Origin of the sequence: Geobacillus uzenensis, from assembly GCF_002217665.1 — a bacterium.
Taxonomy (GTDB): domain Bacteria; phylum Bacillota; class Bacilli; order Bacillales; family Anoxybacillaceae; genus Geobacillus; species Geobacillus subterraneus.
The window spans coordinates 552,068-577,981 of sequence record NZ_NEWL01000006.1; the positions used below are offsets into that span (position 1 = coordinate 552,068).

Annotated in this window: 32 protein-coding genes; all 32 read right to left on the reverse strand. The window is 53.9% G+C overall.

Annotation, left to right across the window (positions count from 1 at the left end; genetic code table 11):
• Nucleotides 1-20: 20 nt before the first annotated feature.
• The 32 genes from B9L21_RS10165 to fliJ all read right to left on the reverse strand — a co-directional run bounded on the left by B9L21_RS10165 (nt 21) and on the right by fliJ (nt 25,886).
• A complete protein-coding gene (locus tag B9L21_RS10165; protein WP_063166266.1) occupies nt 21-815 on the reverse strand; it encodes a phosphatidate cytidylyltransferase in 795 nt (264 codons plus the stop codon).
• Nucleotides 812-1,585: an isoprenyl transferase gene (locus B9L21_RS10170; RefSeq protein ID WP_063166267.1), complete on the reverse strand. Its 774-nt coding sequence runs from the start codon at nt 1,583-1,585 to the stop codon at nt 812-814. The genes B9L21_RS10165 and B9L21_RS10170 overlap by 4 nt, the downstream gene beginning before the upstream one ends.
• An 82-nt stretch (nt 1,586-1,667) precedes the next feature.
• The gene (frr, locus tag B9L21_RS10175) at nt 1,668-2,225 is read right to left on the reverse strand and encodes a ribosome recycling factor (RefSeq protein ID WP_063166268.1); all 558 of its coding nucleotides are present in this window, start codon (nt 2,223-2,225) and stop codon (nt 1,668-1,670) included.
• Nucleotides 2,226-2,227: 2 nt separating this feature from the next.
• On the reverse strand, nt 2,228-2,950 hold the full coding sequence (gene pyrH / locus B9L21_RS10180) for a UMP kinase (protein ID WP_063166269.1): 723 nt from the start codon (nt 2,948-2,950) through the stop codon (nt 2,228-2,230).
• A gap of 68 nt (nt 2,951-3,018) precedes the next feature.
• A complete protein-coding gene (tsf, locus tag B9L21_RS10185; protein WP_063166270.1) occupies nt 3,019-3,903 on the reverse strand; it encodes a translation elongation factor Ts in 885 nt (294 codons plus the stop codon).
• A 156-nt stretch (nt 3,904-4,059) separates the two neighbouring features.
• Entirely contained in the window at nt 4,060-4,767 is a 708-nt protein-coding gene (gene rpsB, locus B9L21_RS10190; protein WP_021322279.1) for a 30S ribosomal protein S2, read from the reverse strand.
• A 153-nt stretch (nt 4,768-4,920) separates the two neighbouring features.
• The gene (locus B9L21_RS10195) at nt 4,921-5,508 is read right to left on the reverse strand and encodes a hypothetical protein (protein WP_063166271.1); all 588 of its coding nucleotides are present in this window, start codon (nt 5,506-5,508) and stop codon (nt 4,921-4,923) included.
• An 8-nt stretch (nt 5,509-5,516) separates the two neighbouring features.
• The gene (locus B9L21_RS10200; protein ID WP_063166272.1) at nt 5,517-5,762 is read right to left on the reverse strand and encodes a hypothetical protein; all 246 of its coding nucleotides are present in this window, start codon (nt 5,760-5,762) and stop codon (nt 5,517-5,519) included.
• 21 nt (nt 5,763-5,783) lie between these two features.
• Nucleotides 5,784-6,539 carry a FliA/WhiG family RNA polymerase sigma factor gene (locus B9L21_RS10205; RefSeq protein WP_063166273.1) on the reverse strand — a complete coding sequence of 252 codons (756 nt, stop codon included), beginning with the start codon at nt 6,537-6,539 and terminating at the stop codon, nt 5,784-5,786.
• 30 nt (nt 6,540-6,569) lie between these two features.
• The gene (locus B9L21_RS10210; protein WP_063166274.1) at nt 6,570-7,067 is read right to left on the reverse strand and encodes a chemotaxis protein CheD; all 498 of its coding nucleotides are present in this window, start codon (nt 7,065-7,067) and stop codon (nt 6,570-6,572) included.
• A complete protein-coding gene (locus B9L21_RS10215; RefSeq protein ID WP_063166275.1) occupies nt 7,064-7,696 on the reverse strand; it encodes a chemotaxis protein CheC in 633 nt (210 codons plus the stop codon). Before B9L21_RS10215 ends, B9L21_RS10210 begins: the two co-directional genes overlap by 4 nt.
• Before the next feature lie 23 nt (nt 7,697-7,719).
• Nucleotides 7,720-8,157, reverse strand: a complete 438-nt coding sequence (locus tag B9L21_RS10220; RefSeq protein ID WP_063166276.1) for a chemotaxis protein CheW — start codon at nt 8,155-8,157, stop codon at nt 7,720-7,722.
• Between the two features lie 196 nt (nt 8,158-8,353).
• Nucleotides 8,354-10,360 carry a chemotaxis protein CheA gene (locus tag B9L21_RS10225; RefSeq protein ID WP_063166277.1) on the reverse strand — a complete coding sequence of 669 codons (2,007 nt, stop codon included), beginning with the start codon at nt 10,358-10,360 and terminating at the stop codon, nt 8,354-8,356.
• 13 nt (nt 10,361-10,373) lie between these two features.
• Nucleotides 10,374-11,420 (reverse strand): protein-glutamate methylesterase/protein-glutamine glutaminase, encoded by a 1,047-nt coding sequence (locus tag B9L21_RS10230; protein ID WP_063166278.1) that lies wholly within the window; start codon nt 11,418-11,420, stop codon nt 10,374-10,376.
• Between the two features lie 9 nt (nt 11,421-11,429).
• The gene (locus B9L21_RS10235; RefSeq protein WP_063166279.1) at nt 11,430-12,293 is read right to left on the reverse strand and encodes a MinD/ParA family protein; all 864 of its coding nucleotides are present in this window, start codon (nt 12,291-12,293) and stop codon (nt 11,430-11,432) included.
• Entirely contained in the window at nt 12,287-13,399 is a 1,113-nt protein-coding gene (gene flhF / locus B9L21_RS10240) for a flagellar biosynthesis protein FlhF (protein ID WP_063166280.1), read from the reverse strand. Before flhF ends, B9L21_RS10235 begins: the two co-directional genes overlap by 7 nt.
• Complete coding sequence (gene flhA, locus B9L21_RS10245) at nt 13,396-15,441, reverse strand: flagellar biosynthesis protein FlhA (protein ID WP_063166281.1); 2,046 nt, start codon at nt 15,439-15,441, stop codon at nt 13,396-13,398. Before flhA ends, flhF begins: the two co-directional genes overlap by 4 nt.
• A gap of 18 nt (nt 15,442-15,459) precedes the next feature.
• Nucleotides 15,460-16,542: a flagellar biosynthesis protein FlhB gene (gene flhB, locus B9L21_RS10250; RefSeq protein WP_063166282.1), complete on the reverse strand. Its 1,083-nt coding sequence runs from the start codon at nt 16,540-16,542 to the stop codon at nt 15,460-15,462.
• Between the two features lies 1 nt (nt 16,543).
• Nucleotides 16,544-17,317: a flagellar biosynthetic protein FliR gene (gene fliR, locus B9L21_RS10255; protein WP_063166283.1), complete on the reverse strand. Its 774-nt coding sequence runs from the start codon at nt 17,315-17,317 to the stop codon at nt 16,544-16,546.
• Between the two features lie 6 nt (nt 17,318-17,323).
• Nucleotides 17,324-17,593, reverse strand: a complete 270-nt coding sequence (fliQ, locus tag B9L21_RS10260; protein WP_044741296.1) for a flagellar biosynthesis protein FliQ — start codon at nt 17,591-17,593, stop codon at nt 17,324-17,326.
• A 15-nt stretch (nt 17,594-17,608) separates the two neighbouring features.
• Entirely contained in the window at nt 17,609-18,277 is a 669-nt protein-coding gene (fliP, locus tag B9L21_RS10265; protein WP_063166284.1) for a flagellar type III secretion system pore protein FliP, read from the reverse strand.
• Nucleotides 18,270-18,923, reverse strand: coding sequence for a flagella biosynthesis regulatory protein FliZ (gene fliZ, locus B9L21_RS10270; protein ID WP_063166285.1), 654 nt, complete (start codon nt 18,921-18,923; stop codon nt 18,270-18,272). The genes fliP and fliZ overlap by 8 nt, the downstream gene beginning before the upstream one ends.
• A gap of 23 nt (nt 18,924-18,946) precedes the next feature.
• Entirely contained in the window at nt 18,947-19,306 is a 360-nt protein-coding gene (locus tag B9L21_RS10275) for a response regulator (RefSeq protein WP_063166286.1), read from the reverse strand.
• Between the two features lie 25 nt (nt 19,307-19,331).
• Nucleotides 19,332-20,519 carry a flagellar motor switch phosphatase FliY gene (fliY, locus tag B9L21_RS10280; RefSeq protein ID WP_063166287.1) on the reverse strand — a complete coding sequence of 396 codons (1,188 nt, stop codon included), beginning with the start codon at nt 20,517-20,519 and terminating at the stop codon, nt 19,332-19,334.
• Entirely contained in the window at nt 20,509-21,513 is a 1,005-nt protein-coding gene (fliM, locus tag B9L21_RS10285; protein ID WP_063166288.1) for a flagellar motor switch protein FliM, read from the reverse strand. The genes fliY and fliM overlap by 11 nt, the downstream gene beginning before the upstream one ends.
• 27 nt (nt 21,514-21,540) lie before the next feature.
• Nucleotides 21,541-21,969, reverse strand: a complete 429-nt coding sequence (gene fliL, locus B9L21_RS10290) for a flagellar basal body-associated protein FliL (RefSeq protein ID WP_063166289.1) — start codon at nt 21,967-21,969, stop codon at nt 21,541-21,543.
• Entirely contained in the window at nt 21,956-22,180 is a 225-nt protein-coding gene (locus B9L21_RS10295) for a flagellar FlbD family protein (RefSeq protein ID WP_063166290.1), read from the reverse strand. Before B9L21_RS10295 ends, fliL begins: the two co-directional genes overlap by 14 nt.
• 44 nt (nt 22,181-22,224) lie before the next feature.
• Nucleotides 22,225-23,223, reverse strand: a complete 999-nt coding sequence (locus tag B9L21_RS10300) for a flagellar hook-basal body complex protein (RefSeq protein ID WP_063166291.1) — start codon at nt 23,221-23,223, stop codon at nt 22,225-22,227.
• A gap of 16 nt (nt 23,224-23,239) precedes the next feature.
• A complete protein-coding gene (gene flgD / locus B9L21_RS10305; protein ID WP_063166292.1) occupies nt 23,240-23,668 on the reverse strand; it encodes a flagellar hook assembly protein FlgD in 429 nt (142 codons plus the stop codon).
• Between the two features lie 11 nt (nt 23,669-23,679).
• A complete protein-coding gene (locus B9L21_RS10310) occupies nt 23,680-24,831 on the reverse strand; it encodes a flagellar hook-length control protein FliK (protein WP_063166293.1) in 1,152 nt (383 codons plus the stop codon).
• The gene (locus B9L21_RS10315; protein WP_063166294.1) at nt 24,828-25,439 is read right to left on the reverse strand and encodes a MotE family protein; all 612 of its coding nucleotides are present in this window, start codon (nt 25,437-25,439) and stop codon (nt 24,828-24,830) included. The genes B9L21_RS10310 and B9L21_RS10315 overlap by 4 nt, the downstream gene beginning before the upstream one ends.
• Nucleotides 25,440-25,886 (reverse strand): flagellar export protein FliJ, encoded by a 447-nt coding sequence (fliJ, locus tag B9L21_RS10320; protein ID WP_063166295.1) that lies wholly within the window; start codon nt 25,884-25,886, stop codon nt 25,440-25,442.
• Between the last annotated feature and the right edge of the window lie 28 nt (nt 25,887-25,914).

The following is a 25,914-nucleotide window of genomic DNA, read 5'->3' on the forward strand; positions in this document are numbered from 1 at the left end:
CGTTTTCACTCCTCACCCGCTTATCGTACCGCTTCGATAAATATGTATAAGAGCGGCAGCACAAACAGCAAACTGTCAAATCGATCCAAAATGCCGCCGTGCCCCGGCAAAATCGCTCCCGAATCTTTCACGCCGTAATGGCGTTTGAAAGCCGATTCGACTAAGTCGCCAAGCTGGCCGAATATCGAAAGCAAGAGCGCGATCCCCACCGCTGCGCCGAGGCTGTCGAACGGATCGGCCGCCCACTCGTAGACAGCGGCAACGACAACGGCGGAACCGATGCCGCCGATGGCGCCTTCGATTGTTTTCTTCGGGCTGATTTCCGGCCATAGCTTGCGCCGGCCGAACGCGCGGCCGAAAAAATACGCCCCGATGTCGGTCGCCCAAATGACAAACAGCGCATAAATCAAGTACAGCAAACCGGCTAAACGGATGGCGCCGAAGCAGAAAAACCCGACGCCGACATAAAGGACCGCCAACACGATAAACGCCGCCTCATCGAACGTCAGCGCATTTTTCGTCACGACGGTGCCGACAAGCAACAAAAAGGCGAGGGCGGCAAGCACGCCGAACTTAACGGCCCCGGACGACAGCCACTCGCTGCCGTAGCGGGCGGGAACGAGCAGCAGCCAAAGGGCCGCAAAACCGGCGCCCCCGGCGAATGACAGCGGAGACATCCCTTTCATCCGCAACAGTTCAAACAACCCGACCGTGGCCAATATATATGTTACTATTATAAACGGAAATCCGCCAAAAATAACAATCGGCAAAAAGAGCGCCGCCGCTATGACTCCGGTAATGATTCGCTGCTTCATCGTGCTGACACTCCTCCAAATCGGCGGTCGCGCCGCTGGTAAGCGGCAATCGCCTGCAAGAAATGTTGTTCTGTAAAGTCCGGCCATAATACGTCGGTAAACCAAAACTCCGTATACGCCAACTGCCAAAGCATAAAATTGCTTAAACGAATTTCCCCGCTCGTGCGGATGAGCAAATCCGGGTCATCGAGCCCGTCCGTCATTAAATAAGAGGAAATGAGCGGCTCGGTGATGTCCTCCGGCGCAAGCGCCCCGCGTTGGACGTCTTTGGCAATTTGCTGGACAGCCGCGGTAATTTCCGCCCGGCTCCCATAATTGAGCGCAAAGTTTAAAATGAGGCCGGTGTTGCCGCTCGTTTCGTGAATGGCCCTCCCGACCGCTTGGCGCGTATGATCCGGAAGTTCGTCTGTACGGCCGATCACTTGCACTTTCACATTCTCCGCGACAAGCTCGGGAAGGAATGTCGTCAAAAACTGCTCCGGCAGTTTCATTAAATAATCGACTTCGCTTTTCGGACGTTTCCAATTTTCCGTTGAAAACGCGTAAAGCGACAAAACGCGCACCCCGAGCTCGTTGGCGAAGCGGGTGATTTTGCGCACGACTTGCATCCCTTCATAATGGCCGGCCACCCTCGGCAAAGCCCGCTTTTTCGCCCACCTTCCGTTTCCATCCATGATGATGGCGACATGGTTCGGAATCGGATACCTGAGCACATCCTCTTTCGTCAACGGGGCGCCTTCCTCTTTATTTTTCCGCATTTTATTGAACATACGTGTCCTCCGCGAACGTGTTTTGCCTTTCCATTATAGCAAAAAAACCCTCCATCAACATAGAGGGTTTGCATCGTTTTTCCTATACTTCCATCACTTCTTTTTCTTTTTCTTTTGTGATGGTATCAATTTTGGCGATATGGTCGTCAGTCAGCTTTTGCACTTCGTCGGTATAGCCGCGCAGCTCATCTTCCGTAATCTCGCCGTTTTTCTCGAGTTTTTTCAGCTCGTCGTTCGCGTCGCGGCGGATGTTGCGCACCGCCACTTTCGCCTCTTCCGAATATTTTTTGACGAGCTTCACCAGTTCGCGGCGCCGTTCTTCAGTAAGCGGCGGAATGACCAAGCGGATGACCGACCCGTCATTGGACGGCGTCAATCCTAAGTCCGACGCTAAAATCGCTTTTTCCATTTCTTTAATGACGGATTTGTCGTACGGCTGAATGACAAGCATGCGCGCTTCCGGCACGCTGATCGTAGCGAGCTGGTTGATCGGCGTGGCGACACCGTAATAGTCGACAGTGACTTTCTCAAGCAGCCCGGCGTTCGCCCGCCCGGCGCGCACGGTCGCCAGCTCGCGGCTGAACGCTTGCACAGCTTTGTCCATTTTTTCTTTCGCCTGTTGAATCACTTGCTTTGCCATCGTTATTTCCCCCTTACGATCGTTCCGATATTTTCGCCTAATACAGCGCGTTTAATGTTGCCCTCTTCCATAATTGAAAAGACGATAAGCGGAATATTGTTGTCCATGCAAAGCGAGGAAGCGGTCGAGTCCATGACCCCAAGCCCTTGCTGAATGACATCCAAATACGACAGCTCCTCGTATTTGACTGCATTGGCATCAACGTTCGGGTCGGCGCTGTAGACGCCGTCAACATTGTTTTTCGCCATCAAAATGACGTCCGCTTCAATTTCTGCCGCCCGCAGCGCAGCGGTCGTATCGGTTGAAAAATACGGGTTTCCTGTACCGGCGGCGAAAATGACGACCCGCTTTTTCTCGAGATGGCGAATCGCCCGCCGGCGGATGTACGGCTCGGCTACTTGCCGCATTTCAATCGACGTCTGCACCCTCGTTTCGACGCCGAGGTGCTCGAGGCTGTCCTGCAAGGCGAGCGCGTTCATCACGGTCGCTAACATGCCCATGTAGTCGGCCGTCGCCCGGTCCATTCCCATTTCGCTTCCTGTTTTTCCGCGCCAAATGTTGCCGCCGCCGACAACGATGGCAATTTCGACACCGAGTTCAGCCACTTCTTTTACTTGTTTGGCGATCGACTGGATGACGGCCGGCTGGATGCCAAACCCTTGCTTTCCGGCGAGCGCTTCCCCGCTTAACTTTAAAACGACGCGTTTGTATTTTGGTTGTTCCATGTCAAACCTCCATGATGCGAATCGCTTTGAAAAACAGGGAACACGCGCGTGTTCCCTGTTGCGGTCCGTCATTGCTTTCTTACTTGGCTCATAACTTCCTCGGCGAAATTATCTTGACGTTTTTCGAGCCCTTCGCCGACTTCGTAGCGGATAAACTGCTTCACAGTCGCTCCGTTCGACTCGACGTATTGGCGCACCGTCACATCCGGGTTTTTCACGAACGCTTGCTCAAGCAGGCAAACGTCTTCGTAAAACTTGTTCAGCCGGCCTTCCACCATTTTCTCAACGATTTTTTCCGGCTTGCCTTCATTTAACGCTTGTTGTTTCAACACTTCGCGTTCGCGCGCAATCTCTTCTTGCGGCACTTCATCGCGCGAAACGTATTTCGGATGGAGCGCAGCGATATGCATGGCCACATCTTTGGCGATCTCCTCGCTTGCGTTGCCGGCTAATAATGTTAATACGCCGATGCGCCCGCCCATGTGCAAGTACGCGCCAAACGTTTCGCCGTCCGCTTTGTTGACGACAGCAAAGCGGCGGAGCGTAATTTTTTCGCCGATTTTCGCGATCGCTTCGTTAATATAATCTTGGACAGTGGAACCGTTGTCCATCGTTTGTCCGAGCGCTTCATCAAGCGAAGCCGGTTTTTGTTTCAGCAAGTGCGCAGCCAGCTCCTTAACGAGCGTTTGGAACGCTTCGTTTTTGGCAACGAAGTCCGTTTCCGAATTCACTTCCAAAATGACGGCCGCATTGCCTTCGACAGCGATGTATGTCATTCCTTCCGCCGCGATGCGGTCCGCTTTTTTCGCCGCTTTCGCAATTCCTTTTTCACGCAGCCAGTCGATCGCTTTCTCCATGTCACCGTTTGTTTCGGTGAGCGCCTTTTTGCAATCCATCATGCCTGCGCCCGTTTTTTCGCGCAGCTCTTTGACCATTTGTGCTGTAATCGCCATGAAAAGATCCTCCTTCTCTTTATCGCGTATATGTATCGATGTCGGCAGCGGGTGCCTGTTTTGCCCTTATTCGTTAGTATAGCCAAAAGTTGCTGATTTCTGTCTCAAAAAAAGGTGATAAAAGGCTTTCCCTCTTATCACCTTTCTTGAGCGCCATTACTCCGCTGCGACGGCCGCCTCTTCGCCTTGTTTTGCCTCAAGTACGGCATCGGCGATTTTCGACGTCAACAGCTTGACGGCGCGGATAGCGTCATCGTTCGCTGGGATGACGTAGTCGATTTCATCCGGATCACAGTTCGTGTCGACGATGCCGATGATCGGGATGTTCAACTTGCGCGCTTCCGCCACTGCGATCCGCTCTTTGCGCGGGTCGATGACGAACAGCGCATCCGGCAGCTCTTTCATGTCTTTAATGCCGCCTAAAAATTTCTCGAGCCGCTCTTTTTCCTTTTTCAAGCCGATGACTTCTTTTTTCGGAAGTACGTCAAATACGCCATCTTCTTCCATTTTTTCAATTTCGCGCAGCCGTTTGATCCGTTTTTGGATCGTTGCGAAGTTCGTCAGCGTACCGCCAAGCCAACGTTGGTTGACATAAAACATGCCGCAGCGTTCCGCTTCCTCTTTGACCGATTCTTGCGCTTGTTTTTTCGTGCCGACGAACAAAATTTTGCCGCCGTTCGCTGCCAATTCGCGCACAAAGTTATATGCTTCCTCGACTTTTTTCACCGTTTTTTGCAAGTCGATAATATAAATGCCGTTGCGCTCCGTGAAAATGTATTTTTTCATTTTTGGATTCCAACGGCGCGTCTGATGTCCGAAGTGGACGCCAGCCTCAAGCAGCTGTTTCATCGAAATCACTGACATGTATGCTCCTCCTGTTTCCTTGTGGTTTTTGCTCCTCCGCCTGTTTCATCTTTCAGCAAGACTGGCCATGCCAGCACCGTTGCTGAAATCATCAGGCGTGTGTATTCACACCATGTAAAAATATATCATAACCGCCGGCGGTAAATCAAGCTGTTATTCGTCTATTTCGTCCGCTTTTCGGTCAAATTTCAACAGCAGCTCCACTTCCGTTTTTCCTTTTTGCAGCTTTTTGGCAATTTCCTCGACCGTTGCCCCTTCGGCATACAGGCGGCGGGCGGCGTCGGCAACGCTAGCGGATGGCAAAAGGTCAAGCACATCTTCGATCACTTCGATGTCCGGGAAATAATCATGCGCCGCGTCGGGGCCATTCTGTCCCGTTTTTTCGCTTTCCTTCGTTTTTCCTTCCGCCGTGCTTTCATGGCTTTCCGCGGGCGACATCGAACCGCTGTCGCCGCTGATCGCGCCCGGTGCAAATGCGGTTGGTTTCGGCTCTGTCGGCCGTTTGGCAGGCCCGGCGGTCATTTTCGTCCGAAGCAGCGCATCAAGCTCGCCGAAAAAACGCTCGTTTTCCTCTTTCCAGAGGGCGAGATGAGCCGCCATCGCCTCTTCGAGCTCTTCAGCCCGCCTTGCCGCGCGCTGTTCCGTCTCTCTAAGCCTTGACAGGCGCATGTAAAGCAAAATGATGAGCAAAAACGAAAATGCATGCAGCAGCAAACTGATGGTTAGCCAAAATGCTCCCATGATGTTCACTATCCTTTAATGTCGATCGTTTTTCCTTTATAAGGATGGCTTCCAAACCGCGACGCCTCCCACCGTGCGCGCTCGCCTGTCCGCTTGTCCGTCACTTGGCGGCGCGCCCGCTCCGCCCGCTTTTCGCCGGCCGCCGCCATTTGCGCCTGCACGGCATAAGGGTGGTGCTGCGCGGCGGCATACATGCTTCCCGCTTCGGGCGCTTTAGGTATTACGCTTTGCAGCGCTGGCAGCTGAATATCCACCTTCCCACTCCCTTTCCCCTTTCACCGCTCCTCATCAAAAAAGCGGCGCAGTTTCCACAGCGCTTTGGCGTGAATTTGCGAAATTCTTGATGTGGACAGCTGCAAGAGGCTCCCAATTTCCGTAAACGTCAGTTCTTCTTTGTAAAACAAGCTGATGACAAGCTGCTCTTTTTCATTCAATTGCTCAATCCCCGCGGCCAGCTTTTCGATCATCTCTTGCTTGAGCACTTGTTCTTCCGGGAGGGCAACGCGGTCGTCGCGGATCGCGAGCGGCTCGTCATCCTCTTCACCAGCTGTCTGTCCAAGTGAAAGCCAATTGGAAAAAAACGTTTCATTAACCGCCGCCTGCACTTCCTCTTCCGTCATGCCGAGCTCGGCGGCGATTTCTTTCGCTGTCACCGACCGCATGTACCGCTGTTCGAGCCGCTCGGCCGCCTCTTCAATTTTTTTGGCTTTGTCGCGCACGCTGCGCGGCAGCCAATCTTCTTTGCGCAAACCATCGAGGATGGCGCCGCGGATGCGAAACGATGCATATGTGTCAAACTTCAAATCGCGCGATGGGTCAAACTTTTCAAGCGCATCGTACAAGCCGACGAGTCCGTAACTGACCAACTCTTCCCTTGGCACGGAGCTTGGCAGCGTGGCGGAAATCCGCTGCACATGGTAAGAAACGAGCGGCATATAGCGCTCTACAAGCTCCCCGGCCGCATGCCGATCGCGGCCGTTGACCCAGTCGTCCCAATATTTCCGCTCTTTTCCTTTTAGCGCGCTCCCCATCGTTCTCCCCCTCGCCTTGCGGAAACGACATTATATTTCCTTGATTTCTTGGCTAGCCTTGCGAATGGACAGCACGCCCGTTTGCGGGTTAAACTCAATCGTCCGGCCGCTATGGCCGCCGACATCCTCAGCAACAACCGGAACGTGCAGCCGCTCGAGCTGCCTTTTCACTTCTTCGACGTTGCGCGCACCAATGTGCATCATATCCCCGCCAGCCGAGGAAAACGAAAACATTTGCGCCCCCCCGGCAAGCTTCGCTTTGAGCATCCCTTTTCGGCCGCCGGCGGCGATGACGAGCTTACAAAGCGCTTCAACCGCCGTGTCGGCGTACTTCGCTGCATTGACGACCCCTCCGCGCGCCATTGAGGAATGCGGAAGCATAACATGCGCCATGCCGGCGACCGCTTTTCCGCTGTCATAAATGACGACGCCGACGCACGACCCAAGCCCGCACGTGCGAATGACAGCGGGCGCTGCAACGACTTCCATCTCGGCGATGCCGACTTTGACCGTTTGGATCGTGCTCATCCGCTATCCACACCTAATGCCCGAAAGATGGTGGAAAATGACTCCGGATCGGGGAGGAGAAAGAAATGGCCGTCAATGCTTTCATTTGGCCGCCGCCCGTCATAAATGGCCGTATCGATCAAAATGGCGTAATCGCCGGCACGTGACAGCTCAAGCAAGCCAAACGACAGTACAGCCCCGATCATATCAAGCGCCAGCGCCGGCACGGACGGCTGCAAAGCAAGCTGTGTAAAATCGGCGAGCGCTGACAAATACGAACCGGCTAAAATGTTGCCAAGCTCCTGAAGCGCCGAACATCCGAGCTCATGGGCTTCACCTTGAAACGAAAACGAGTCGTCGCCGGTCATCTGACGGACAAACCGCTCCGCCTGCTCCGGCGGCAGCACGAAAAACATATTCCCCGGCGCTTCCCCCTCGATGCGCAAATACACACACGCAACGACTTGTTCCGGTCCGCCGATCAGCTCCATCATCTCGGCAAACGTCGCAATTTGCACGCGCGGCACGGCCATTTCAATTTTTTTGTTTAACAGCGTCGACAAGGCGGTCGCCGCGTTTCCAGCCCCGATGTTTCCGATTTCGCGTAAAATGTCGATATGCGCCCCTGTCAAATGGAAAATGTCACCCAACCGTCAACGCCCCTCTCTGCGATTTATTGATCAAGCACCTTCGCTAAATCAAGCAAAATGAGGAGCCGCCTCTCCATTTTCGCCACCCCGTAAATGTAGGCCGCCTCCACAGCCCCAATTGCCTCCGGCGGCGGCTCGATGCTCGATGCCGGAATATCGAGAACATCATTCGCTGCATCGACGATCAGCCCGACTTCGACATCTCCCAGGGTGACAATAATCATGCGCGTCTGTTCTCCGTATGGTTCAGGCGCAAACCCAAACCGCTCGCGCAAATCGATAATCGGCGTCACAACGCCGCGCAAATTGATGACTCCTTTTACATAACGGGCCGTTCCCGGCACGCGCGTAATCGGCTGCATTTTTTCAATCGAGCGGACGTGCTGCACCGGTAAAGCGTACTCTTCCCCTTTCAAGCGAAAAGCGATCACTTTCCAGTCAGTCTGAACGCTGGCGCTCATCGGCCACTCCCCTTTTCCATTGAAAATGTAAACGGAACAAACTATCGTTAGGCGCCCCGCCTTTGTTCTTATGTTTCTGCTAACGATGGCGGTGCACCGGTATTTCCCAATAGGGCAACGTCGCCAACGAAGCTTTTTTAATTGGCTGTAAACTTGCTTTTCAGCCGGCCATAGCGATCGGTACGCTAGCCGCCGCTTATTTCACGAGCGCATTGCAATCGATGATCAGCGCCACCCGGCCGTCGCCTAAAATCGTCGCCCCGGAAATCGCGAAGACAGAAGATAAATAGTTTCCGAGCGATTTCAGTACTACTTCCTGCTGTCCGATAAATGAGTCGACCGCCAACGCCGCCAGCTTTTCCCCTTTTCGGACGATGACAGCCGCCACCGTATCCCCCTCATCCGATGCATCCGGCACGGAAAACACGTCTTTCAGCCGGACGAGCGGCACGACTTTGCCGCGAAAATCGATGACCGGCTGGTTATGAGCGGAGAAAATCTCCTCTTTTCTCACTAACGCTGTCTCCATAATCGAGGACAGCGGAATGGCATACGTCTCGGCGGCAATTTGCACGAGCAGCACGGAAATGATCGACAAAGTCAACGGCAGCTGGATGGAAAAGAGCGATCCTTTTCCCGGCTGTGAATCGACGGTCACCGCACCGCCGAGCGATTCGATCGTGCTTTTGACTACATCCAAACCGACACCGCGCCCGGAAATATCGGAAATGTGGTCGGCGGTGGAAAAACCAGGGGCGAAAATGAGCCCATACACTTGCTGATCGGTCAAATGAGCCGCCGCCTCCGGCGAAACGATGCCGCGGGCGATCGCCTTTTGCAGCACTTTCTCCCGGGAAATGCCGGCGCCGTCGTCCTCAATTTCAATAAAGACGTGGTTGCCGCTATGGTAAGCGCGCAGTTTGACCGTCCCTTCCTCCGGCTTTCCGCATGCCGCCCGGGCGTCCGGCGCTTCAATGCCATGGTCGAGCGCGTTGCGGATCAAATGGACGAGCGGGTCGCCGATTTCATCGATGACCGTCCGGTCAAGCTCCGTTTCCGCTCCGATAATATCAAGGCGCACTTTTTTGCCGAGTTCGCGGGCAAGCTGGCGGACCATGCGCGGAAAGCGGTTGAACACCGTTTCGACCGGCACCATGCGCATGTTTAAAATGATCGTTTGTAAGTCGCTCGAAATGCGCGACATCCGTTCCACTGTTTCCGTCAGTTCGGCATGGTTCAAATCACGGGAAATTTGTTCGAGCCGCCCGCGGTCGACAACTAGTTCCTCAAACAAGTTCATTAACATATCAAGCCGTTCAATATTGACGCGGATCGTCTTCCCTGCTTGTTTCGCCGCCTGCTTTTCCACCGTCTCCGCTTCAGCCTGCGCCGCCGCTGCTTGTTCAAAAGCGGTGGACGCCGGCAGTTCAGATGCGGCCTGCTCCCCGCTTTTGGCAGTCGGCTCGTTGACTGTCACCGCGGCGATCTCGACCCCGTCAATTTCGGAAATGCCCATCAGCCGCGTTCGCAGTTCATCCGCCGGCGTTTTTGATACAACGGTGACGAGAAACTCTTGGCCAAATTGCTCTTCTTCAAGCATGTCAGACGGCGGCGTCGATTTTACAATTTCCCCCGCCTCACTGAGCAGTTCAAACACCATATACACGCGCGCGGCTTTCAACAGGCAGTCCTCACGAAGGCGGATGCGAATTTCATAGACGGAAAACCCTTGCTCTTTTGCCTGTTGCAACACATGGTATTCAAACTCCCCGTATGCATGCTCGAGGGGCGGCTTTTCGCCTGCTGTCTGTTTGTCCGGCATCCCGCCCTGCTCGATTCGTTTCAGCTGCTCGACTGTCTCGCTTACATCGCGCTTCCCGTCGCCGCCCGAGGCGATCGACATAATCATCGCCTCCAAATGGTCGACTGCTTGAAAAACAACATCAAGCAGTTCCGGAGTGACGATCAGCTGCCGATTGCGGATGCCATCAAGCACATTCTCTAGTTGGTGCGTCAAATTGGCCAAATCTTCAAACCCCATCGTGGCCGACATTCCTTTTAGCGTATGGGCCGAGCGGAAAATTTCATTAACAAGAGCCATATCGTCCGGAGTTTGTTCGAGTTCAAGCAGCCGCTCGTTGATTGTTTGTAAATGCTCCTTGCTTTCATCAATAAAGATGTCTAAGTATTGATTCATATCCATCCCATGTTCCCCCTCATTCCCCGATCGATTGGACGATGGCGGCGGCAATGCCGTCAAGCGGAGCGATGACATCGATGACGCCGGCCTCGATCGCCGCCCTTGGCATCCCATAAACGACCGCTGTCTCGCGCGCCTCGGCGATCGCTTCCACATCCCCGCCTTCTTTCAGCTTTTTCAACCCTGCCGTCCCATCTGATCCCATTCCGGTCATGATCACCGCCACGATCCGACAGCGGCGAATGGCAGCGAGCGATTCGAACAACACGTCAACGGCCGGGCGATGGCCGGCGCGCGGCAGCGATTCATCGAAACGGGCTTTCAGCACACCGTTTTCCTCGCCGACAACAAGATGAACGCCGCCCGGAGCGATATAAGCGGTGCCGTTTCGCAGCACCTCTCCGTCTTCCGCCTCTTTGACCGTTATGGCCGATAGTGCATCAAGCCGGTTGGCAAGCGATTTCGTAAACCCTTTCGGCATATGTTGGACGATGACGACCGGGGCGGCCAAATGGGGCGGCAGCTGCGTCAGCACCGTTTCGAGAGCGCGCGGGCCGCCGGTTGAGGTGCCGATCGCGACGATCGCTTTTTCGGCGCGCACTGTTTTGGCAGGCGGACGCCAAAGCGCCGCTTTCGGGCGCCGAGCGGCGAGCGCCCTCATGTTCGCTTCGCTCGCGTGCAGCACTTTTCGGATGAGTTCATCCTTCACTTTATATAAATCAAGCGAAATCGGGCCGGACGGTTTCGCCACAAAGTCAACCGCCCCATATTGCATGGCGGCTACCGTATTTTCCGCTCCTTCCTTCGTCGTGCTTGATACCATGACGACCGGCAGCGGATGCTTCTCCATGATGCGCCGCAATGTTACGAGCCCGTCCATGACCGGCATTTCGACGTCGAGCGTCACAACATCGGGGCGACAAACAGCGATTTTCTCAAGCGCCTCTTGACCATTGCGGGCCGTCCCGATGACTTCAAGGCGCGGATGTTCGGACAAAAAGTCGCTGATCCATTTGCGCATAAACGCCGAGTCATCGACGACAAGCACCTTGATCGTCTTCATTTTCCGTCTCTACCTTTCTAGCAAAAGTTGGCGCAGCTTGGCAAAAAAGCGGTTCGCCCGCCCCGGCCCTTCCTGGCGCCCCGGCGCATAACGAAATGCCATTTGACGCACCGCCTGGCTCGCCTTCGCCGCAGGGTCAAGCAACACAAACGGCGTTTGGTTGACAACCGCGCGGGCGACCGCCCGATCTTCCGGAACGATGCCAAGCAACGCAATTTCTTTGTTTAAAAACCGGCCGGCGACATGCTTGAGCCGCTCAAAGACTTCATGCCCTTCCCGCTCCTTGCCGGCGCGGTTGACAATGACAGAAAACGGCGCCTCGCTGCCGGCGGCGTGCATGTATTTCATCATGGCATACGCATCGGTCATGGCGGTCGGCTCCGGCGTTGTCACGACAAACACGTCGTCAACCGACTTCAGAAAATACAACCGTTCCCCTGATGCCCCCGCCCCCATGTCAAAGACGAGATAATCATACCGTGACGCCACGGCCTGCATTTCGGTCAAAAAGTAGTCGATGCCAGCCGTATCAAGCGCCCGCCATTGTGCGGCGCCCGTCCCTCCGGCAATGTACGACAGATGCTCCGGCCCGCTTTTCACCAGCTCTGAGAGCGGCAGCCGGGCCGAAAGCCAATCGGCCAATGTCAACGACGATGACTGGCCGAGCAAAATATCGATGTTGCCCATGCCAATATCCATATCGAGCAGCAAGACGCGAAACCCGAGCTTAGAGAGCGACAGCGAAAAGTTGAGCGAAAGATTCGATTTGCCGACCCCGCCTTTTCCGCTCGTCACCGCGATGGTTCGCGGCGATGGCTGCTGCCGGAGGCGGCTCAGCTCGAGGCGAAGCCGTTCCGCTTGGTCTTTCACCATCGCTCCGCCCCAAACAACAGGTGAACGAGCCGGTCAGCCGACGCCTCCGCCATGTCGTCCGGCACGTTTTGCCCGTTCGTAAAATAGGCGGCGCCAAGCCGGCTGTCAATCAGCAAGCTGAACACGGCCCCGTACGAGTCGGTCTCGTCGAGTTTGGTAATGATCAGCCGATCGAGCGGCAGACGGGAAAAGCGGTCATAAACGGCTTTCATGTCCTCGTACTTTCCGGTGGCGGCAAGCACGAGAAACGTTTCCGTCTCGCTGTCAAACTCAAGTGTTTGCTGCAATTCAGCCACATATTGCGGATTGCGGAAATTGCGGCCGGCTGTATCCACAAACACGAGGTCGCAATCGGCCAAGTTTCGCTTCGCTGTCCGGAAGTCATCGGCGTTGTAGCATACTGCAAACGGCGCCTGTAAAATATTCGCGTACGTCTTCAGCTGGTCGATGGCGGCAATCCGGTACGTATCTGTTGTAATGAATCCTACTTTTTTCCTTTGTTCAAGCACAGCGCGCCCCGCCATTTTGGCGAGCGTCGTCGTTTTTCCGACCCCCGTCGGACCGAGCAAAATCACATATTTTTTTTGCCTTGCGGCTTCGGCAAACGGAAGCGGCGACAACATGCCGCGCACCGCCTCCTTCGCCCAACCGGCGACGGCAGAAGCCGAGCGCCCCCCTTTGTCGGCGTACCACCGTTCAAGCAAGCGATCCATCACCTCACGAACGTAACGCTCTGCCATTCCCTGCCGCACAAGCCGCCGCTCCGCTTCAGCGAGCGGCGGGGGATATACTAACGAAGGCGGGCGGCTGGCCAACTGGCGGATGAGCGTTTTCACTTCCTGCAGCTCCCCCGCAAGCGAACCATTCGTCTCCTCCTGCCTGACGGCCGATGGCCAGTCAGCTGGCGCCGCCGCAGCTGGCGGACGCGGCAATGGATCGGGGTCAACGCCGGCTAACACTTCGATCTTTTTTTTCGCAAACAGGCCGAAAAATCCGCCGGTATGGATCACTTTTGAATGTAAAATGACGGCATCGCGGCCGAGCTCGGCGCGAACCATCTTCATCGCTTCGTTCATGGACGGGGCGACAAACTTTTTCACTTTCATTCGATTTCCACCATCCCCACGCTTTGAACTTCGACGTCAGCTTCGAGCTCGTTGTATGACAGCACCGGGATCGTTGGGAAATGGCGCTCGATCAGCTGGCGGACGTACATGCGCACCGCCGGGGAACAGAGCAAAATCGGCGTTTGGCCGGCGAACGGATAGCGGTCAAGCGCCTGGGCCACCGCCTCAACGAACATCTGCGCCCGCGTCGGGTCAAGCGCCAAATAGCGGCCATGCTCCGTTTGCTGCACGGCATCGGCGATGATTTTCTCCGCCCTGCCGGACAGCGTCATGACGCGCAGCGGCTCGCCTGGCACGGCGTATTGGCCGGTAATTTGCCGCGCCAGCGCTTGGCGGACATATTCGGTCAACAAGTCGGTGTCGCCGGTCAAGCGGCCAACGTCGGCGAGCGTCTCAAAAATAAGCGGCAAGTTGCGAATCGACACTTTCTCTTTCAGCAGTTTGGCAAGTACTTTTTGAACGTCGCCGATCGACAGCGGATTCGGCGTCACATCATCGACAAGCACCGGGTACGACTCTTTCAAATGATCGATCAGCTGCTTCGTTTCTTGGCGGCCGAGCAACTCATGAGCATGAGCTTTAAGCACTTCCGTCAAATGCGTCGAGACGACCGACGGCGGGTCAACAACCGTATAACCGAGCATTTCAGCGCGATCTTTCATCGCTTCGGAAATCCATTTCGCCGGCAGGCCGAACGCCGGCTCGACCGTTTCAATGCCGTCGACTGAATGATCATCGACGCCGGGACTCATCGCCAAATAATGGTCAAGCAGCAGCTCGCCGCGCGCCACTTCCTCGCCTTTAATTTTTATCCGGTATTCGTTCGGCTGAAGCTGAATGTTATCGCGGATGCGCACGACCGGGACGACGATGCCGAGCTCAAGCGCGAGCTGGCGGCGGATCATGACGATCCGGTCAAGCAAATCGCCGCCCTGGGCCGCATCAGCGAGCGGAATGAGGGCATAACCAAACTCAAACTCAATCGGGTCGACATGCAACAGTTGGATGACGCTTTCTGGGCTTTTCAATTCGTCCGCTGCCGCCGTTTCCTCTTCCGGCCCGGCGCCGGCCGCTTCCTCCTGTTGTTGGCGTCCGGCAAACCGGTAGCCGCCGAGCGCTAACAGCCCGGCAATCGGCATCGTCAACACGTCGCTAATCGGCGTAAACAAGCCGAGCAAGAAAATCGTTCCGGCAGTGACGTACAACATTTTCGGAAAAGCAAACAGCTGGCGCATAATATCGCCGCTTAAGTTGCTGTCGGACGCCGCACGCGTGACGATGATGCCGGTCGCGGTCGAAATCAGCAGAGCCGGAATTTGGCTCACAATTCCATCACCGACCGTCAGCAGCGTATAGCGTTTCGCCGCCTCGGCCATATCCATCCCTTGCTCGACGACGCCGATGACCATGCCAAACAACATATTGATCACGACGATAATCATCCCGGCGATGGCGTCGCCCTTGACGAACTTGCTCGCCCCGTCCATGGCACCGTAAAAATCAGCCTCTTGCGCGATCTTTTCCCGCCGCTGCCGCGCTTCCTGCTCTGAGATCATACCGGCGTTTAAATCCGCGTCAATGCTCATTTGTTTTCCCGGCATCGCATCGAGCGTAAAGCGGGCCGCCACCTCAGAGACGCGCTCCGATCCTTTCGTAATGACGATGAACTGGATAATGATTAAAATTAAAAACACAACAAATCCGACGACGACATCGCCGCCGACGACGAACGTCCCGAACGTTTCGACGACGCCGCCCGCCTCCCCTTTGCTTAAAATCGAGCGGGTTGTCGAGACGTTCAACCCTAATCGGAACAAGGTCAGCACTAAAAGCAATGACGGAAAAATGGAAAACTCAAGCGGTTCTTTCGTATTCATCGCTGTCAGCAAAACGAGCAAGGCGAGCGAAATATTGACGATGATCAAAACACTGAGCAGCCATGTCGGCAACGGGATGACGAGCATGGCGACGATGAGCACGACCAGTAACAGAACTGATAAATCTTTCCATTGTGCTTGCATGTTTTTCTCTCCTTGCTGCTACACATTTCGTTTGAGCCGATAAACGTACGCCAAAACTTCCGCCACCGCTTTAAAAAACGCCTCCGGAATCATATCGCCGACCTCCGCCTGCCGATAAAGCGCCTGAGCGAGCAGACGGTTCTCAACGGTGACGACACCGTTGGCTTTGGCGATTTCCTTAATTCTTAAGGCGACATAGTCCGCCCCTTTCGCCACAACGAGCGGCGCTTCCATTTTTCCGTCTTCATACTTGAGCGCGACCGCATAATGGGTCGGGTTCGTAATGACAACATCTGCGTTCGGCACTTCTTGCATCATCCGTTTCATCGCCATTTCCCGCTGTTTCTGTTTGATGCGCGACTTGATGAGCGGGTCGCCTTCCGTCTTTTTGTACTCATCTTTAATGTCCTGCTTCGACATGCGAATGTTTTTCTCAAATTCAAACCGCTGGTACAAATAATCAAACAACGCTAAAAATAAGAGCGCCGCCGCGGCATACAGCCCCATTTTCACCGTCAAACCGCCAATGACCGCGAGCATGGCACCCGGCGGTTTGGAGGCAAGCGCCATGAGTTCGTTTCGTCCGGAAAGCAGCAGCGCAAAGACAATTGCGCCGATGATGCCGGCTTTGAGCACTGATTTCAACAATTCGACAATGGCGCGCAGCGAAAAAAGCCGCTTCATTCCTTGCACCGGATTGAGCCGGTTCCAGTCCATTTTCAGCGGTTCAACAGTAAAAAGAGCGCCGATTTGCAAAAAGTTGGCCAGCCCGGCCGCCAGCACGGCAGCGGCAAAAAACGGAGCCAAAAGGAGCGCCGCATGGCGGAGCCAGTCAAGAAACAGCAGGTGAAGCGAATCGATCGTCAACGGAACGGACGCATAATCGGACAGCGCGCGGGCGAACAGGCGCAGCAAGCCATCGCGTTCGTACTCCCCCGCCAAAGACAAGGTGAGAAACGTTGCAAGCAAGACGGCGGCGGCAACTGCGTCACCGCTTTTCGCCACCTGCCCTTTTTCCCGTACTTCTTGCCGTTTGCGCGGCGTCGCCTTTTCCGTTTTTTCTCCCGCAAAAAATTGCAAATCAAGCCGCCAGCGGCCCATCTTACGCGCCTCCCAACAACCGCATAAACTCGCGCAGCGACGCAAACATGAGCTGAAACAGTTCACGGGCGGAAAGCAAAATTCCGCCGATCGCTGCAAACAGGAGCAAAAACGCCGCCGCCGTCTTCAGGGAAAAACCGACGGCAAAAATGTTCATTTGCGGCACGGCGCGGGCGATGATGCCAAGCGCCACATCGACTAAAAAGAGCGCTCCGACAAGCGGGGCGGCCATTTGCACGGCGATGGCAAACATCGCAGCGAACGCGCGAACCGCATACTCGACCGCCCGCCCGTCGGCAATATGCGGCCATCCGTCGAGCGGCAGCCAGCGATAGCTGTAAAACATGCCATCCAGCAACAGATGGTGACCGTCAAGCGCCAGCAACAACAAAAGCGCCAGCGAGTGAAGGTATTGGCCTAAGAGCGGGCTTTGCGCCCCGGTTTGCGGATCAATGACATTGGCGATGGCAAACCCGATTTGAAAGTCAATCAACCCGCCGGCCATTTGCACCGCCGCCATAACGGTCGCCGCGATCAGTCCAAGCGCCAGTCCGACGAGCACCTCTTTAAAGATCAGCAGCATATACACATCATTTAATGGCAGCGTCGGTTTGGGCACCGCCAAAAACAACAGCCAGCTGAAAAAAAACGCCAACCCGATTTTATACGAAGCCGGCACCGTCCGATACGAAAAGAGCGGCATCGCAGCAAAAAACGAAGCGGTGCGGGCGAAAATAAGCAAAAACGCCGGAAAGTGAGTCCATAATTGTTCCATGATCGATCAGCCTATAAAGGAAGCCAAATTGTTGAAAATATCATGGGCGTACGACACCATTTTCGAGAGCATCCACGGCCCGAACAACACAAACCCGAGCAGGACAGCGACAATTTTCGGCACAAAGGCGAGCGTCTGCTCCTGAATTTGCGTCGCCGCCTGGAAAATGCTGACGACAAGCCCGACAACAAGCGACAGCAACAAGAGCGGGCCGCAGACAATCAACACGATATAAACACCTTGCTCAGCAAGGCGAATGACCAAATCGGCACTCATGGACGCCACCTATCTTTATTGAAAACTTTGCAGCAATGATTTGACGACTAAGTGCCAGCCGTCAACAAGAACAAACAACAAAATTTTAAACGGCAGCGAAATCATCACCGGCGGCAGCATCATCATTCCCATCGACATTAAGACGCTGGCGACGATCATGTCGATGACTAAAAACGGAATAAAAATCATAAAGCCCATTTGAAACGCCGTCTTCAGCTCGCTAATCGCAAACGCCGGAACGAGCGCGGTGAGCGGGATGTCGTCGACCGTTTTTGGCGGTTCGGCGCCGCTGTATGATAAAAAGAGCGCTAAATCCTGCTGCCTTGTATGCTTGCTCATAAACTGCTTGAGCGGAACAGCAGCGCGTTCGTATGCCTCATCCAAATCAATTTTTTCAGCGAACAGCGGCTGCAGCGCCTGGTCATTGATGTCTTTCCATGTCGGCGCCATAATGAAAAACGTTAAAAACAATGCCAACCCAATCAACACTTGGTTTGGCGGCATTTGCTGCGTGCCGAGCGACGTGCGCACGAACGACAAAACGATAACGATGCGCGTAAAACAAGTCATCATAATTAAAATGCCGGGAGCAATCGACAAAACGGTGAGCAACAGCAGCAATTTCACCGATGTCGACACATGCTCGGGAGCCATGGAATTAAACATATGGACAAATTCATTCATCGCCGGCCGTTCCTTCCTCTTTCAGCCGACTAAGCCATTCGTTTCGCTTTTCGGCCATTTGTTTCATTTCCTCGGCAAACAGCACCGAAAATGGAAGAGATGAGTTGCCTTTCGATCTTGATTTTGTCGCCCAATATTCGCGAAGCCGGGAGCCGAATCGGCTGAAATCAGCCATTCGTTCAAGCCGTTCATTATGCTGCGCGAGCAGTTCGTTCATTTCATTTTCGTCGCTAATTTCCCGCAATAGTTGAATCGAATCGCCGACGCCGATCACAAGCAACCGGTTGCCGACTTTAATGAGCTGGACGGAACGATTCGATCCGACGCTCGTCCCACCAAGGTGTTCGATGACACCTTTTTGACCGGGGCCAAATGGCTGGCGGCGGGAAAGCCATTTCAGCAGCATATAAAGAAGAATAAGGACAAAGGCGGTCGCCCCGATGAGCCGGAGCACATCGGAAGCAGAAACGGCATCAACCGATTTGCCGGACGATTGCATCTGTTGCCCGGCCGGCGCCGACGGCCCGCACGCATCCGGGTGCTGCAGGCAGTCGGCGACCGTCGGGCTTTGGGCGGCCGATGCCGGCGATGCGCTCAATACGATGGCTGCCATAAACAACGCTGCCGCCCATCGCCATATTGACATCAATACGCTCCTCCTCTTATCGCTTATCCGATCGTTTTGTTAATCGCTTCAATGACGCGGTCCGCCTGAAACGGCTTGACAACGAAATCTTTCGCCCCCGCTTGGATGGCGTCAATCACCATCGCCTGCTGCCCCATCGCTGAGCACATAATGACTTTGGCGTTGCTGTCGATTTTTTTGATTTCTTTCAACGCTGTAATCCCGTCCATCTCCGGCATCGTAATGTCCATCGTCACAATGTCAGGGCGCGTCTCTTTATATTTTTCGATCGCCTGCCGACCGTCGGCCGCTTCGGCAACGACCTCATGCCCATTTTTGGTCAAAATGTCTTTAATCATCATCCGCATAAACGCAGCATCATCGACTACCAGTATTCTAGCCATGTCCCCCTACCTCCTGTATTGCCTATTATTTTAGCCGTTTTAGCCGATCGCTTTGGCTGACAATGTCGGTGATTCGGACGCCGAAGTTTTCGTCGATCACGACGACTTCGCCTTTCGCGATCAGCTTGTTGTTGACAAAAATATCGACTGGTTCACCGGCCAGCTTGTCGAGCTCAATGATCGATCCGGCCGACAGCTGCAAAATTTCCTGCACCGAGCGCCTCGTCCGTCCAAGTTCGACCGTCACTTGCAGCGGCACATCAAACAACAGCTCTAAATTGCGCGCCTCCGTCGCGGCAAGCGGCGGATCGTCGAGCTCCGCAAAATCAGCCGCTTGAATATGCCGCTCAGCCATCCTTGTTTCTTCCTTAGAACGTCCGACCGGTTCATTTGTGAAGCGGCCCGCCGCCGGGGAGGAAGGCATGCCGCCCCCCACGCGGGCGTAAGCAGGCGCCGGTTGTGGCTCTTCGAGCGGCACCGCGCCCGCGGGCGATGGTTCAAGTTTATTCTCCTGGATTTCCGCCGCTCCGGCCGCCTCAGCCGGCGAACCGAGCAAATGGGAGACGAGCTCTTTGGCGAAATCAATCGGCAACAGCTGCATAATGTTCGAGTCAATTAAAGCCCCGATTTTCAGCCGGAATGACACTTTAATGAACAAGTCCTCGTCCGGTAAATATTCCAATCCTTTTCCTTCAGCCAAATCGAGAAGATGGAGCGTCGGTGGAGAAATATCCACCCGTTTCCCAAAAACAGTTGACATCGACGTCGCTGCTGAGCCCATCATTTGATTCATGGCCTCCTGGACTGCGCTCAGCTGAATCTCGCCCAGCGAACTGTCGGCTGTCGTTCCGTCGCCTCCAAGCATTAAATCCGCAATAATGGCCGCATCTTGCTGCTTTATAACAAGCAAGTTCGTCCCGAGAAACCCTTCCGTATAATTGACTTGGATGGCAACGTACGGCTGCGGAAACTCATCGGCAACGCTTGTCCGCTCAATGATAGACACGCTCGGTGTCGTAATTTCCACTTTTTGATTCAACAACATTGACAGCGCCGTCGCTGAACTGCCGAATGAAATATTGCCAATTTCCCCAAGGGCATCTTGCTCGAGCGGGGTGAAAATATCGTGGAGCGCCGGAACGTGATCGCTATTGTCCATTCCGCGCAATAAAGCATCGATTTCATCTTGCGACAACATTCCATCATTCATCATGGCTTTCTTCTCCCCCCTCGATCATCGCTAAAATTTGCACCGCCAGCTTTTTGTTCCGCTTCCCCGGCTGGCCGATAAATTTTGGGATATGGCCGATTTTGACGACAAGCGGCTCATGAATCGACTGCTCGAGTTCGATGACGTCCCCCACCTCGAGCTGAAGAAATTCACCGACGGTGACGACCGCTGTGCCAAGCTCGGCGACAATCGGCAATTGGGCCGTGCGGATGCGCCGTTCGATTCGTCCCGCCTCCTCGGGAGAACGCTCTTTTTTTTGCGCCTGCATCCAGTAATGCACCGACAGCCGCGGCATAATCGGCTCTAAGACGACGTGCGGGATGCAAACGTTCATCATGCCGCGCGCTTCGCCAATCTGCGTGTTGAGCGAAATGACAACAACTGTGTCGTTCGGTGCGATCATGCGCAAAAATTGCGGATTGACCTCAAAATCAACAAACAACGGATCGATCTCAGCCACCGACTCCCATGCATCGCGCCAATGGGCAAACGCTTTGTCAAACAGGCTGGACATGATGCGCGTTTCAATTTCGGTTAGATGATCCACTTTGTCCATGCTGGCGCCGCGGCCGCCCATCACCCGATCAAGCATGGCATAAGCGATGTTCGGGTTCACCTCAAGCAGCACATGCCCGTCTAGCGGCGGCACTTCAAAAACGTTAATGATCGTCATCTTTGGAATGGAACGGACGAACTCCTCGTAAGGAATTTGATCAGCCGATGCGACCGAGATTTGCACGTATGTGCGCAACTGAGCGGAAAAAAATGTTGTCAACAAGCGGGCAAAGTTTTCGTGAATGCGCGTCAAGCTGCGAATTTGGTCTTTGGAAAACCGAAGCGCCCGCCGGAAATCGTATGTTTTGACGCGCCGCCCTTCCTCTTCCTTTTTAAGTTCTTCCGCGCTCATTTCCCCAGCGGAAAGCGCGGCAAGCAGCGCGTCAATTTCACTTTGCGACAGTACTTCCCCGGCTGTCATGTCACCTTCCCCCCTTTAGATGGCAGGCTACTGGAGGATAAAGGAGGTAATGTAGACGTTCTCCACTTTTCCTTCCTGCATCAATGCGTTAATGTCTTGCTTGAGCCGCTCTTTCAGCGCCGCCATTCCTTCCTTTCCTTTAAAGTCGGCCGCCTTCATTTCCGAAAGCTGCTCGATGATCGCATCTTTAATTTGAAAATCGCGTTTCTCCGCCTCTTCTTTTCCTTTATCGCTGTCGGTCTGGATTTTAAATGATATTTTAATATAGCGACCGTCCGCTAAATTCGTCGTCATTTCCGGGATGTCGATCGAGCTTTCAGCAAGTTCATCGGCGCTCGGCGCCTCCTGTTTCCCTGCGTTGGCCATTTTCATCACCGCCACGAGCGCCGCTGTGCCGGCTAAGGCGATGATCGCCAGCATAATGGCCATCGTTTTGATCACTTTATTCCCTTTCACGATCCAATCCCCCTGCCTCCGGTAAGCGAAACGCGCCGATTTGCCGGTAAAATTCGCTTGTGAGCGCCACGACTTGTTCGACCGTTTCACGAACGACAAATTTTTTCCCGTTCGTCAGCGTCACGGTCGTGTCGGGAAACGCCTCAATTTGCTCGATGTAAAGCGCGTTAAGCATAAACCGTTTACCGTTGAGCTTCGTTAACGAAATCATCGGTGAACGGGCGTTAGGAGTCTGCTAACGCCCTTCCTCCTATTCTATTTTTTCAAGTTGACCAACTCTTGCAAAATTTCATCCGACGTTGTAATGATGCGCGTATTCGCCTGGAACCCGCGCTGGGCGACAATCATTTCGGTAAATTCTTCAGCAAGGTCGACGTTGGACATTTCTAGCGTGCCGGATCGAACAGAACCAATGCCGGCAACATTGGCAAAATTCAATATTGGAGCGCCGGAGTTCATTGTCTCTGTATATACACTTCCTCCTGCTTTTTCCAATCCGTCATTATTCGAAAACTTGGCCAACACAAGCTGCCCGGCCCATCGGAGTGTCCCAAACTGGTCAACATAAGTAATTGAACCATCTTGACCGATATTTATACTTTTTGCCTCTTTCGGTATTTTGATCGGCTTATATTGAACAGCAACAGATCCGGTTCCTGTTCCACTGCCGGATGGAACAGAAACGTTAATTGTTCCTCCATTGTAAACCGGTGGGTCAGCAGTAAAATTAAACTGTGATTGAGCGATATCCTCCGGCGTCGGACTCAGCGTAATGGTCATACTAGTACCTCCTGTCGGAGTGTACGTTACATCTCCGTACGCCGCAAATCCAACGACATAATAACCATCGCTGGTCACTAAATAGCCTTCATCATCCAAATAAAAATTCCCTGCTCTCGTATACCGGACATTAGTAAAGCCGGACTGATTCACCGATTCCGCCACTTGGAAAAACCCATCTCCCGAAATCGCTAAGTCAAGCACGCGTCCTGTTGTTTGTAAACTCCCCGATGTATGGATAGTGTCGATCGCAGCGAGCTGCGAGCCTAAACCGACTTGTTTCGGGTTCGTGCCGCCAAGGCCGCCGCTTGGCCCACTCGCACCAGAGATCGTTTGACTCATTAAATCTTTAAAAATGGTTCTTCCTTTTTTAAATCCATACGTGTTGACATTGGCAATGTTGTTGCCGATCACATCCAGCTTCGTTTGGAAATTGCGCATGGCGCCAATACCGGAATACATGGAACGAAGCACCGGTTTCCCCTCCCCTTCATCCTTTTTGTTCGACTCTTGTGACTGCATCAGCAGCGATCGTCGTTCCGTTATTCAGCTCGAGGACAATTTGTCCATCTTGTTGCACGACTGATTGAACGACCGCGCTCATTGTTGAATCATCCTCTTGCCAATATACCGTTTTACCGATCCACTCGCTGTAGCGCAAAAGCGCGTCGCGTCCGCTTGTCTGCATCCATTGTTGCATGAGATCGGCGATGTTCATCATTTGCTCGAGAGACGAAAAACTCGCCATTTGTGCGATAAAGTCTTTATCTTCCAACGGATTGAGCGGATCTTGATTTTGTAGCTGGGCGAGCAAAATCTTTAGAAAGTCATCTTTCCCTAAAATGCGATCGCCCGTTTTCCGTTCCGGCTGGGCAGCGTTGGCCAGCCATAAATTTGAATCAATTGTGTTTGTTGCCATCCTCAATCCCCCTATGCATCCGCCTCAATCCCGTCTAACGCAAACGGGGAAGAAGGCGATGATTCCTGCTTTTGTTCCTGCTGTGACTCGCCATGTTGACGGCCGCCTTGGCGCTTCTCGGAATGCGGCGGCATGGCAGGACCTTCAAAATCGGTCCAAACCGTCCATTTTTCGACGGTAATGTGGCTCGCATCGAGCAACTGGGCGAGCTGCGGCAGATGGGCATGAAGCAACTCTTTTACGGCGTCATTTGACACAAGCAGTTTGGCGGCGAGCTTCCCGCCTTCGTGCACCATTTTCACGGTAACCGTCCCGAGATGTTCCGGGTGGAGGCGGATGACGAGCTGCGTTGCACCATTTGGCAGCTTCATCCACCGCCCCAACCGCAAGGCGCGGGCGACTTGGTTAATCAGAGAACTGCCGTTATCGGCTTCTGTTCTGCTTGTCTGACTGTCCAAACTAGCGTCAACAGACAACAGTGAGGCCATATTTGCTGAAAAAGCCGTATGGCCATCTGGCTGGAAACGATTCTCTCTATGCCACCCATGACGAACCTCATATTCCGCCGGCTGAACCCGCAACGAAAAGAAAGATTCGACCGATGCGTTTTTGCCGTTTAACTTTCTCCCCTCTTCACGGATATTCCCATCTGGCCACCTGTTTCCCAGTCCGGCACCAGTCAATTCGCTCTGACTATGAGCGGCTTGGAACAAACGTTGAGTCGTAGAAACTTGTGTGTTTTCAACTCTCTCACCAGCCAATTGGGTTTCTCTATGATCAAACGGCAGCAGCGGGTTTCTTATGTTCCTGCCGTTTGCGTCCGCGGCGACGAAAGAAGCATGATTTCCGCTTTCCCCATCGACTGCTGCCGGCAGCTGATCATGGCTCCCTTGCGCCACGCTTTGAGCGGAAAAGCTTCCTTCCGCCTGCATGGCTATAACAGGTAGCCAAGCTAGTTCCGCCTGCTCATCCGTTTTTCTCGTTTTATTTTCTGACAAAGATGGCGGTTGAGCCGCCTCTGTTTCAACTGAATCTGTCTCGGTCTGCCTGCGCGCAAGCAGCGCCGCGAACGCGCCGGTTGTCCCTGTTTCCTTTTTTGACATCGCCGGTGTCATTTCAACGCCTGTAGAGCGCAACAAGCTTGCTGCGATCACCGCTTTCATTCGGCCGCCTCCTCTCCCATCGCCCATTTGCGCAACGACGAAAGCAAGTTCGCCGCTTGTTCAATCGGCATTTGTTCCAAAATGGCTGCTGCCTTGTCTCCATCGATACGGCTCAACACAGCGAGCGCTTCGTCATCCGACAGCTCGGCTAAAATGGCAGCCGCCTGTTTTTCTGACATCGCCCCGTACATCGCGGCCACATCGTCCGTCGTCACGGCGGGCTTGGCAGCGTGATCGGCTTGTTCGGTCGAGTCCTCATCTGGCGCCGATAAGCGGGCGATTTCATGCTCTTTTACAGTTAATTCGTTCTGGAGCTGCTGAATTTGTTTTTTCTGGTTCTCAATCATCTCTTTTTGCTGTTTGATCGTCTGTTGCTGCGCCGCGATCGTTTTTGCCAGCGCTTTCTCCTTCTTTTTCCAGTCGATCCATTCGGACACAAACGGCACGTTCGCTGTCCATTGTTTTGTTTTTGCCGCCACATCGATGTCGGCTACTTTGACGATTAACAAGAGGAAGAAGGCGGCAAATAAACTTGGGATCACAATGACGAACAAGATCCATTGCCACCAGCTTGCCCTTTCTTCCTGTTGGACTTTGCTGCTTGCCATCTACGACTCCCCTTGCCGTGCAAAACGCTGAACAGCCATTTCGTCAAGAAAGCGGCTTTCTGCCTCTTTCTCGCGTTGCTCCGTCCATCGCCGCACACGTTCGCGCATTTTTTCATATTTTTTTACTTCTATATTCAATTCGATCAGGCGTTGCTGCCGGCGCTGCATCTGCTCGCGCGCTTGCATGACGATGAGCTGATAATGATCAATGGACCGCTGTACATTGCTGATATATTGCAGCATATGGCGAATCGCGCCGATCGATAAGCCGGTCCGCAGCTGTTCATCTCTCGCCGCTTCGCATTTTTCTTTTTCCTTGAGCAAGTGATACAGCGCTTCGGCCGCTTGTTCAAACCGGCGAACCGCCTCTTCGTACTCGCCAAGCGCCTTCTCTTTTTCTTTTTCTTTCATCGTCAATACTTTTTGCAGTCGGAATGTTGGCGCCACGCCTGCTCACCCTTTCAGCGTCCGAAAG

Bases quoted from the DNA above. Each gene is read 5' to 3' on its own strand.
- fliQ (WP_044741296.1), bottom strand. From the start codon at position 17,593: ATGAGTGCCGATTTGGTCATTCGCCTTGCTGAGCAAGGTGTTTATATC.
- B9L21_RS10165 (WP_063166266.1), bottom strand. From the start codon at position 815: ATGAAGCAGCGAATCATTACCGGAGTCATAGCGGCGGCGCTCTTTTTG.
- flgD (WP_063166292.1), bottom strand. From the start codon at position 23,668: ATGGCAACAAACACAATTGATTCAAATTTATGGCTGGCCAACGCTGCC.
- tsf (WP_063166270.1), bottom strand. From the start codon at position 3,903: ATGGCGATTACAGCACAAATGGTCAAAGAGCTGCGCGAAAAAACGGGC.
- B9L21_RS10235 (WP_063166279.1), bottom strand. From the start codon at position 12,293: ATGGTGAAAGACCAAGCGGAACGGCTTCGCCTCGAGCTGAGCCGCCTC.
- rpsB (WP_021322279.1), bottom strand. From the start codon at position 4,767: ATGTCAGTGATTTCGATGAAACAGCTGCTTGAGGCTGGCGTCCACTTC.
- fliM (WP_063166288.1), bottom strand. From the start codon at position 21,513: ATGACAGCCGGGGAAGTACTGTCGCAAAGTGAAATTGACGCGCTGCTT.
- fliR (WP_063166283.1), bottom strand. From the start codon at position 17,317: ATGGAACAATTATGGACTCACTTTCCGGCGTTTTTGCTTATTTTCGCC.
- pyrH (WP_063166269.1), bottom strand. From the start codon at position 2,950: ATGGAACAACCAAAATACAAACGCGTCGTTTTAAAGTTAAGCGGGGAA.
- B9L21_RS10225 (WP_063166277.1), bottom strand. From the start codon at position 10,360: ATGGATATGAATCAATACTTAGACATCTTTATTGATGAAAGCAAGGAG.
- flhF (WP_063166280.1), bottom strand. From the start codon at position 13,399: ATGAAAGTGAAAAAGTTTGTCGCCCCGTCCATGAACGAAGCGATGAAG.
- B9L21_RS10310 (WP_063166293.1), bottom strand. From the start codon at position 24,831: ATGAAAGCGGTGATCGCAGCAAGCTTGTTGCGCTCTACAGGCGTTGAA.
- B9L21_RS10210 (WP_063166274.1), bottom strand. From the start codon at position 7,067: ATGAGCACGATCCAAACGGTCAAAGTCGGCATCGCCGAGATGGAAGTC.
- B9L21_RS10195 (WP_063166271.1), bottom strand. From the start codon at position 5,508: ATGGGAGCATTTTGGCTAACCATCAGTTTGCTGCTGCATGCATTTTCG.
- fliZ (WP_063166285.1), bottom strand. From the start codon at position 18,923: ATGTCAATATGGCGATGGGCGGCAGCGTTGTTTATGGCAGCCATCGTA.
- flhA (WP_063166281.1), bottom strand. From the start codon at position 15,441: ATGCAAGCACAATGGAAAGATTTATCAGTTCTGTTACTGGTCGTGCTC.
- B9L21_RS10170 (WP_063166267.1), bottom strand. From the start codon at position 1,585: ATGTTCAATAAAATGCGGAAAAATAAAGAGGAAGGCGCCCCGTTGACG.
- frr (WP_063166268.1), bottom strand. From the start codon at position 2,225: ATGGCAAAGCAAGTGATTCAACAGGCGAAAGAAAAAATGGACAAAGCT.
- fliP (WP_063166284.1), bottom strand. From the start codon at position 18,277: ATGAATGAATTTGTCCATATGTTTAATTCCATGGCTCCCGAGCATGTG.
- B9L21_RS10295 (WP_063166290.1), bottom strand. From the start codon at position 22,180: ATGATTTCGTTAACGAAGCTCAACGGTAAACGGTTTATGCTTAACGCG.
- B9L21_RS10220 (WP_063166276.1), bottom strand. From the start codon at position 8,157: ATGAGCGCCAGCGTTCAGACTGACTGGAAAGTGATCGCTTTTCGCTTG.
- B9L21_RS10315 (WP_063166294.1), bottom strand. From the start codon at position 25,439: ATGGCAAGCAGCAAAGTCCAACAGGAAGAAAGGGCAAGCTGGTGGCAA.
- flhB (WP_063166282.1), bottom strand. From the start codon at position 16,542: ATGGGCCGCTGGCGGCTTGATTTGCAATTTTTTGCGGGAGAAAAAACG.
- B9L21_RS10205 (WP_063166273.1), bottom strand. From the start codon at position 6,539: ATGGGGAGCGCGCTAAAAGGAAAAGAGCGGAAATATTGGGACGACTGG.
- fliY (WP_063166287.1), bottom strand. From the start codon at position 20,519: ATGATGAATGATGGAATGTTGTCGCAAGATGAAATCGATGCTTTATTG.
- B9L21_RS10275 (WP_063166286.1), bottom strand. From the start codon at position 19,306: ATGGCTAGAATACTGGTAGTCGATGATGCTGCGTTTATGCGGATGATG.
- B9L21_RS10230 (WP_063166278.1), bottom strand. From the start codon at position 11,420: ATGAAGACGATCAAGGTGCTTGTCGTCGATGACTCGGCGTTTATGCGC.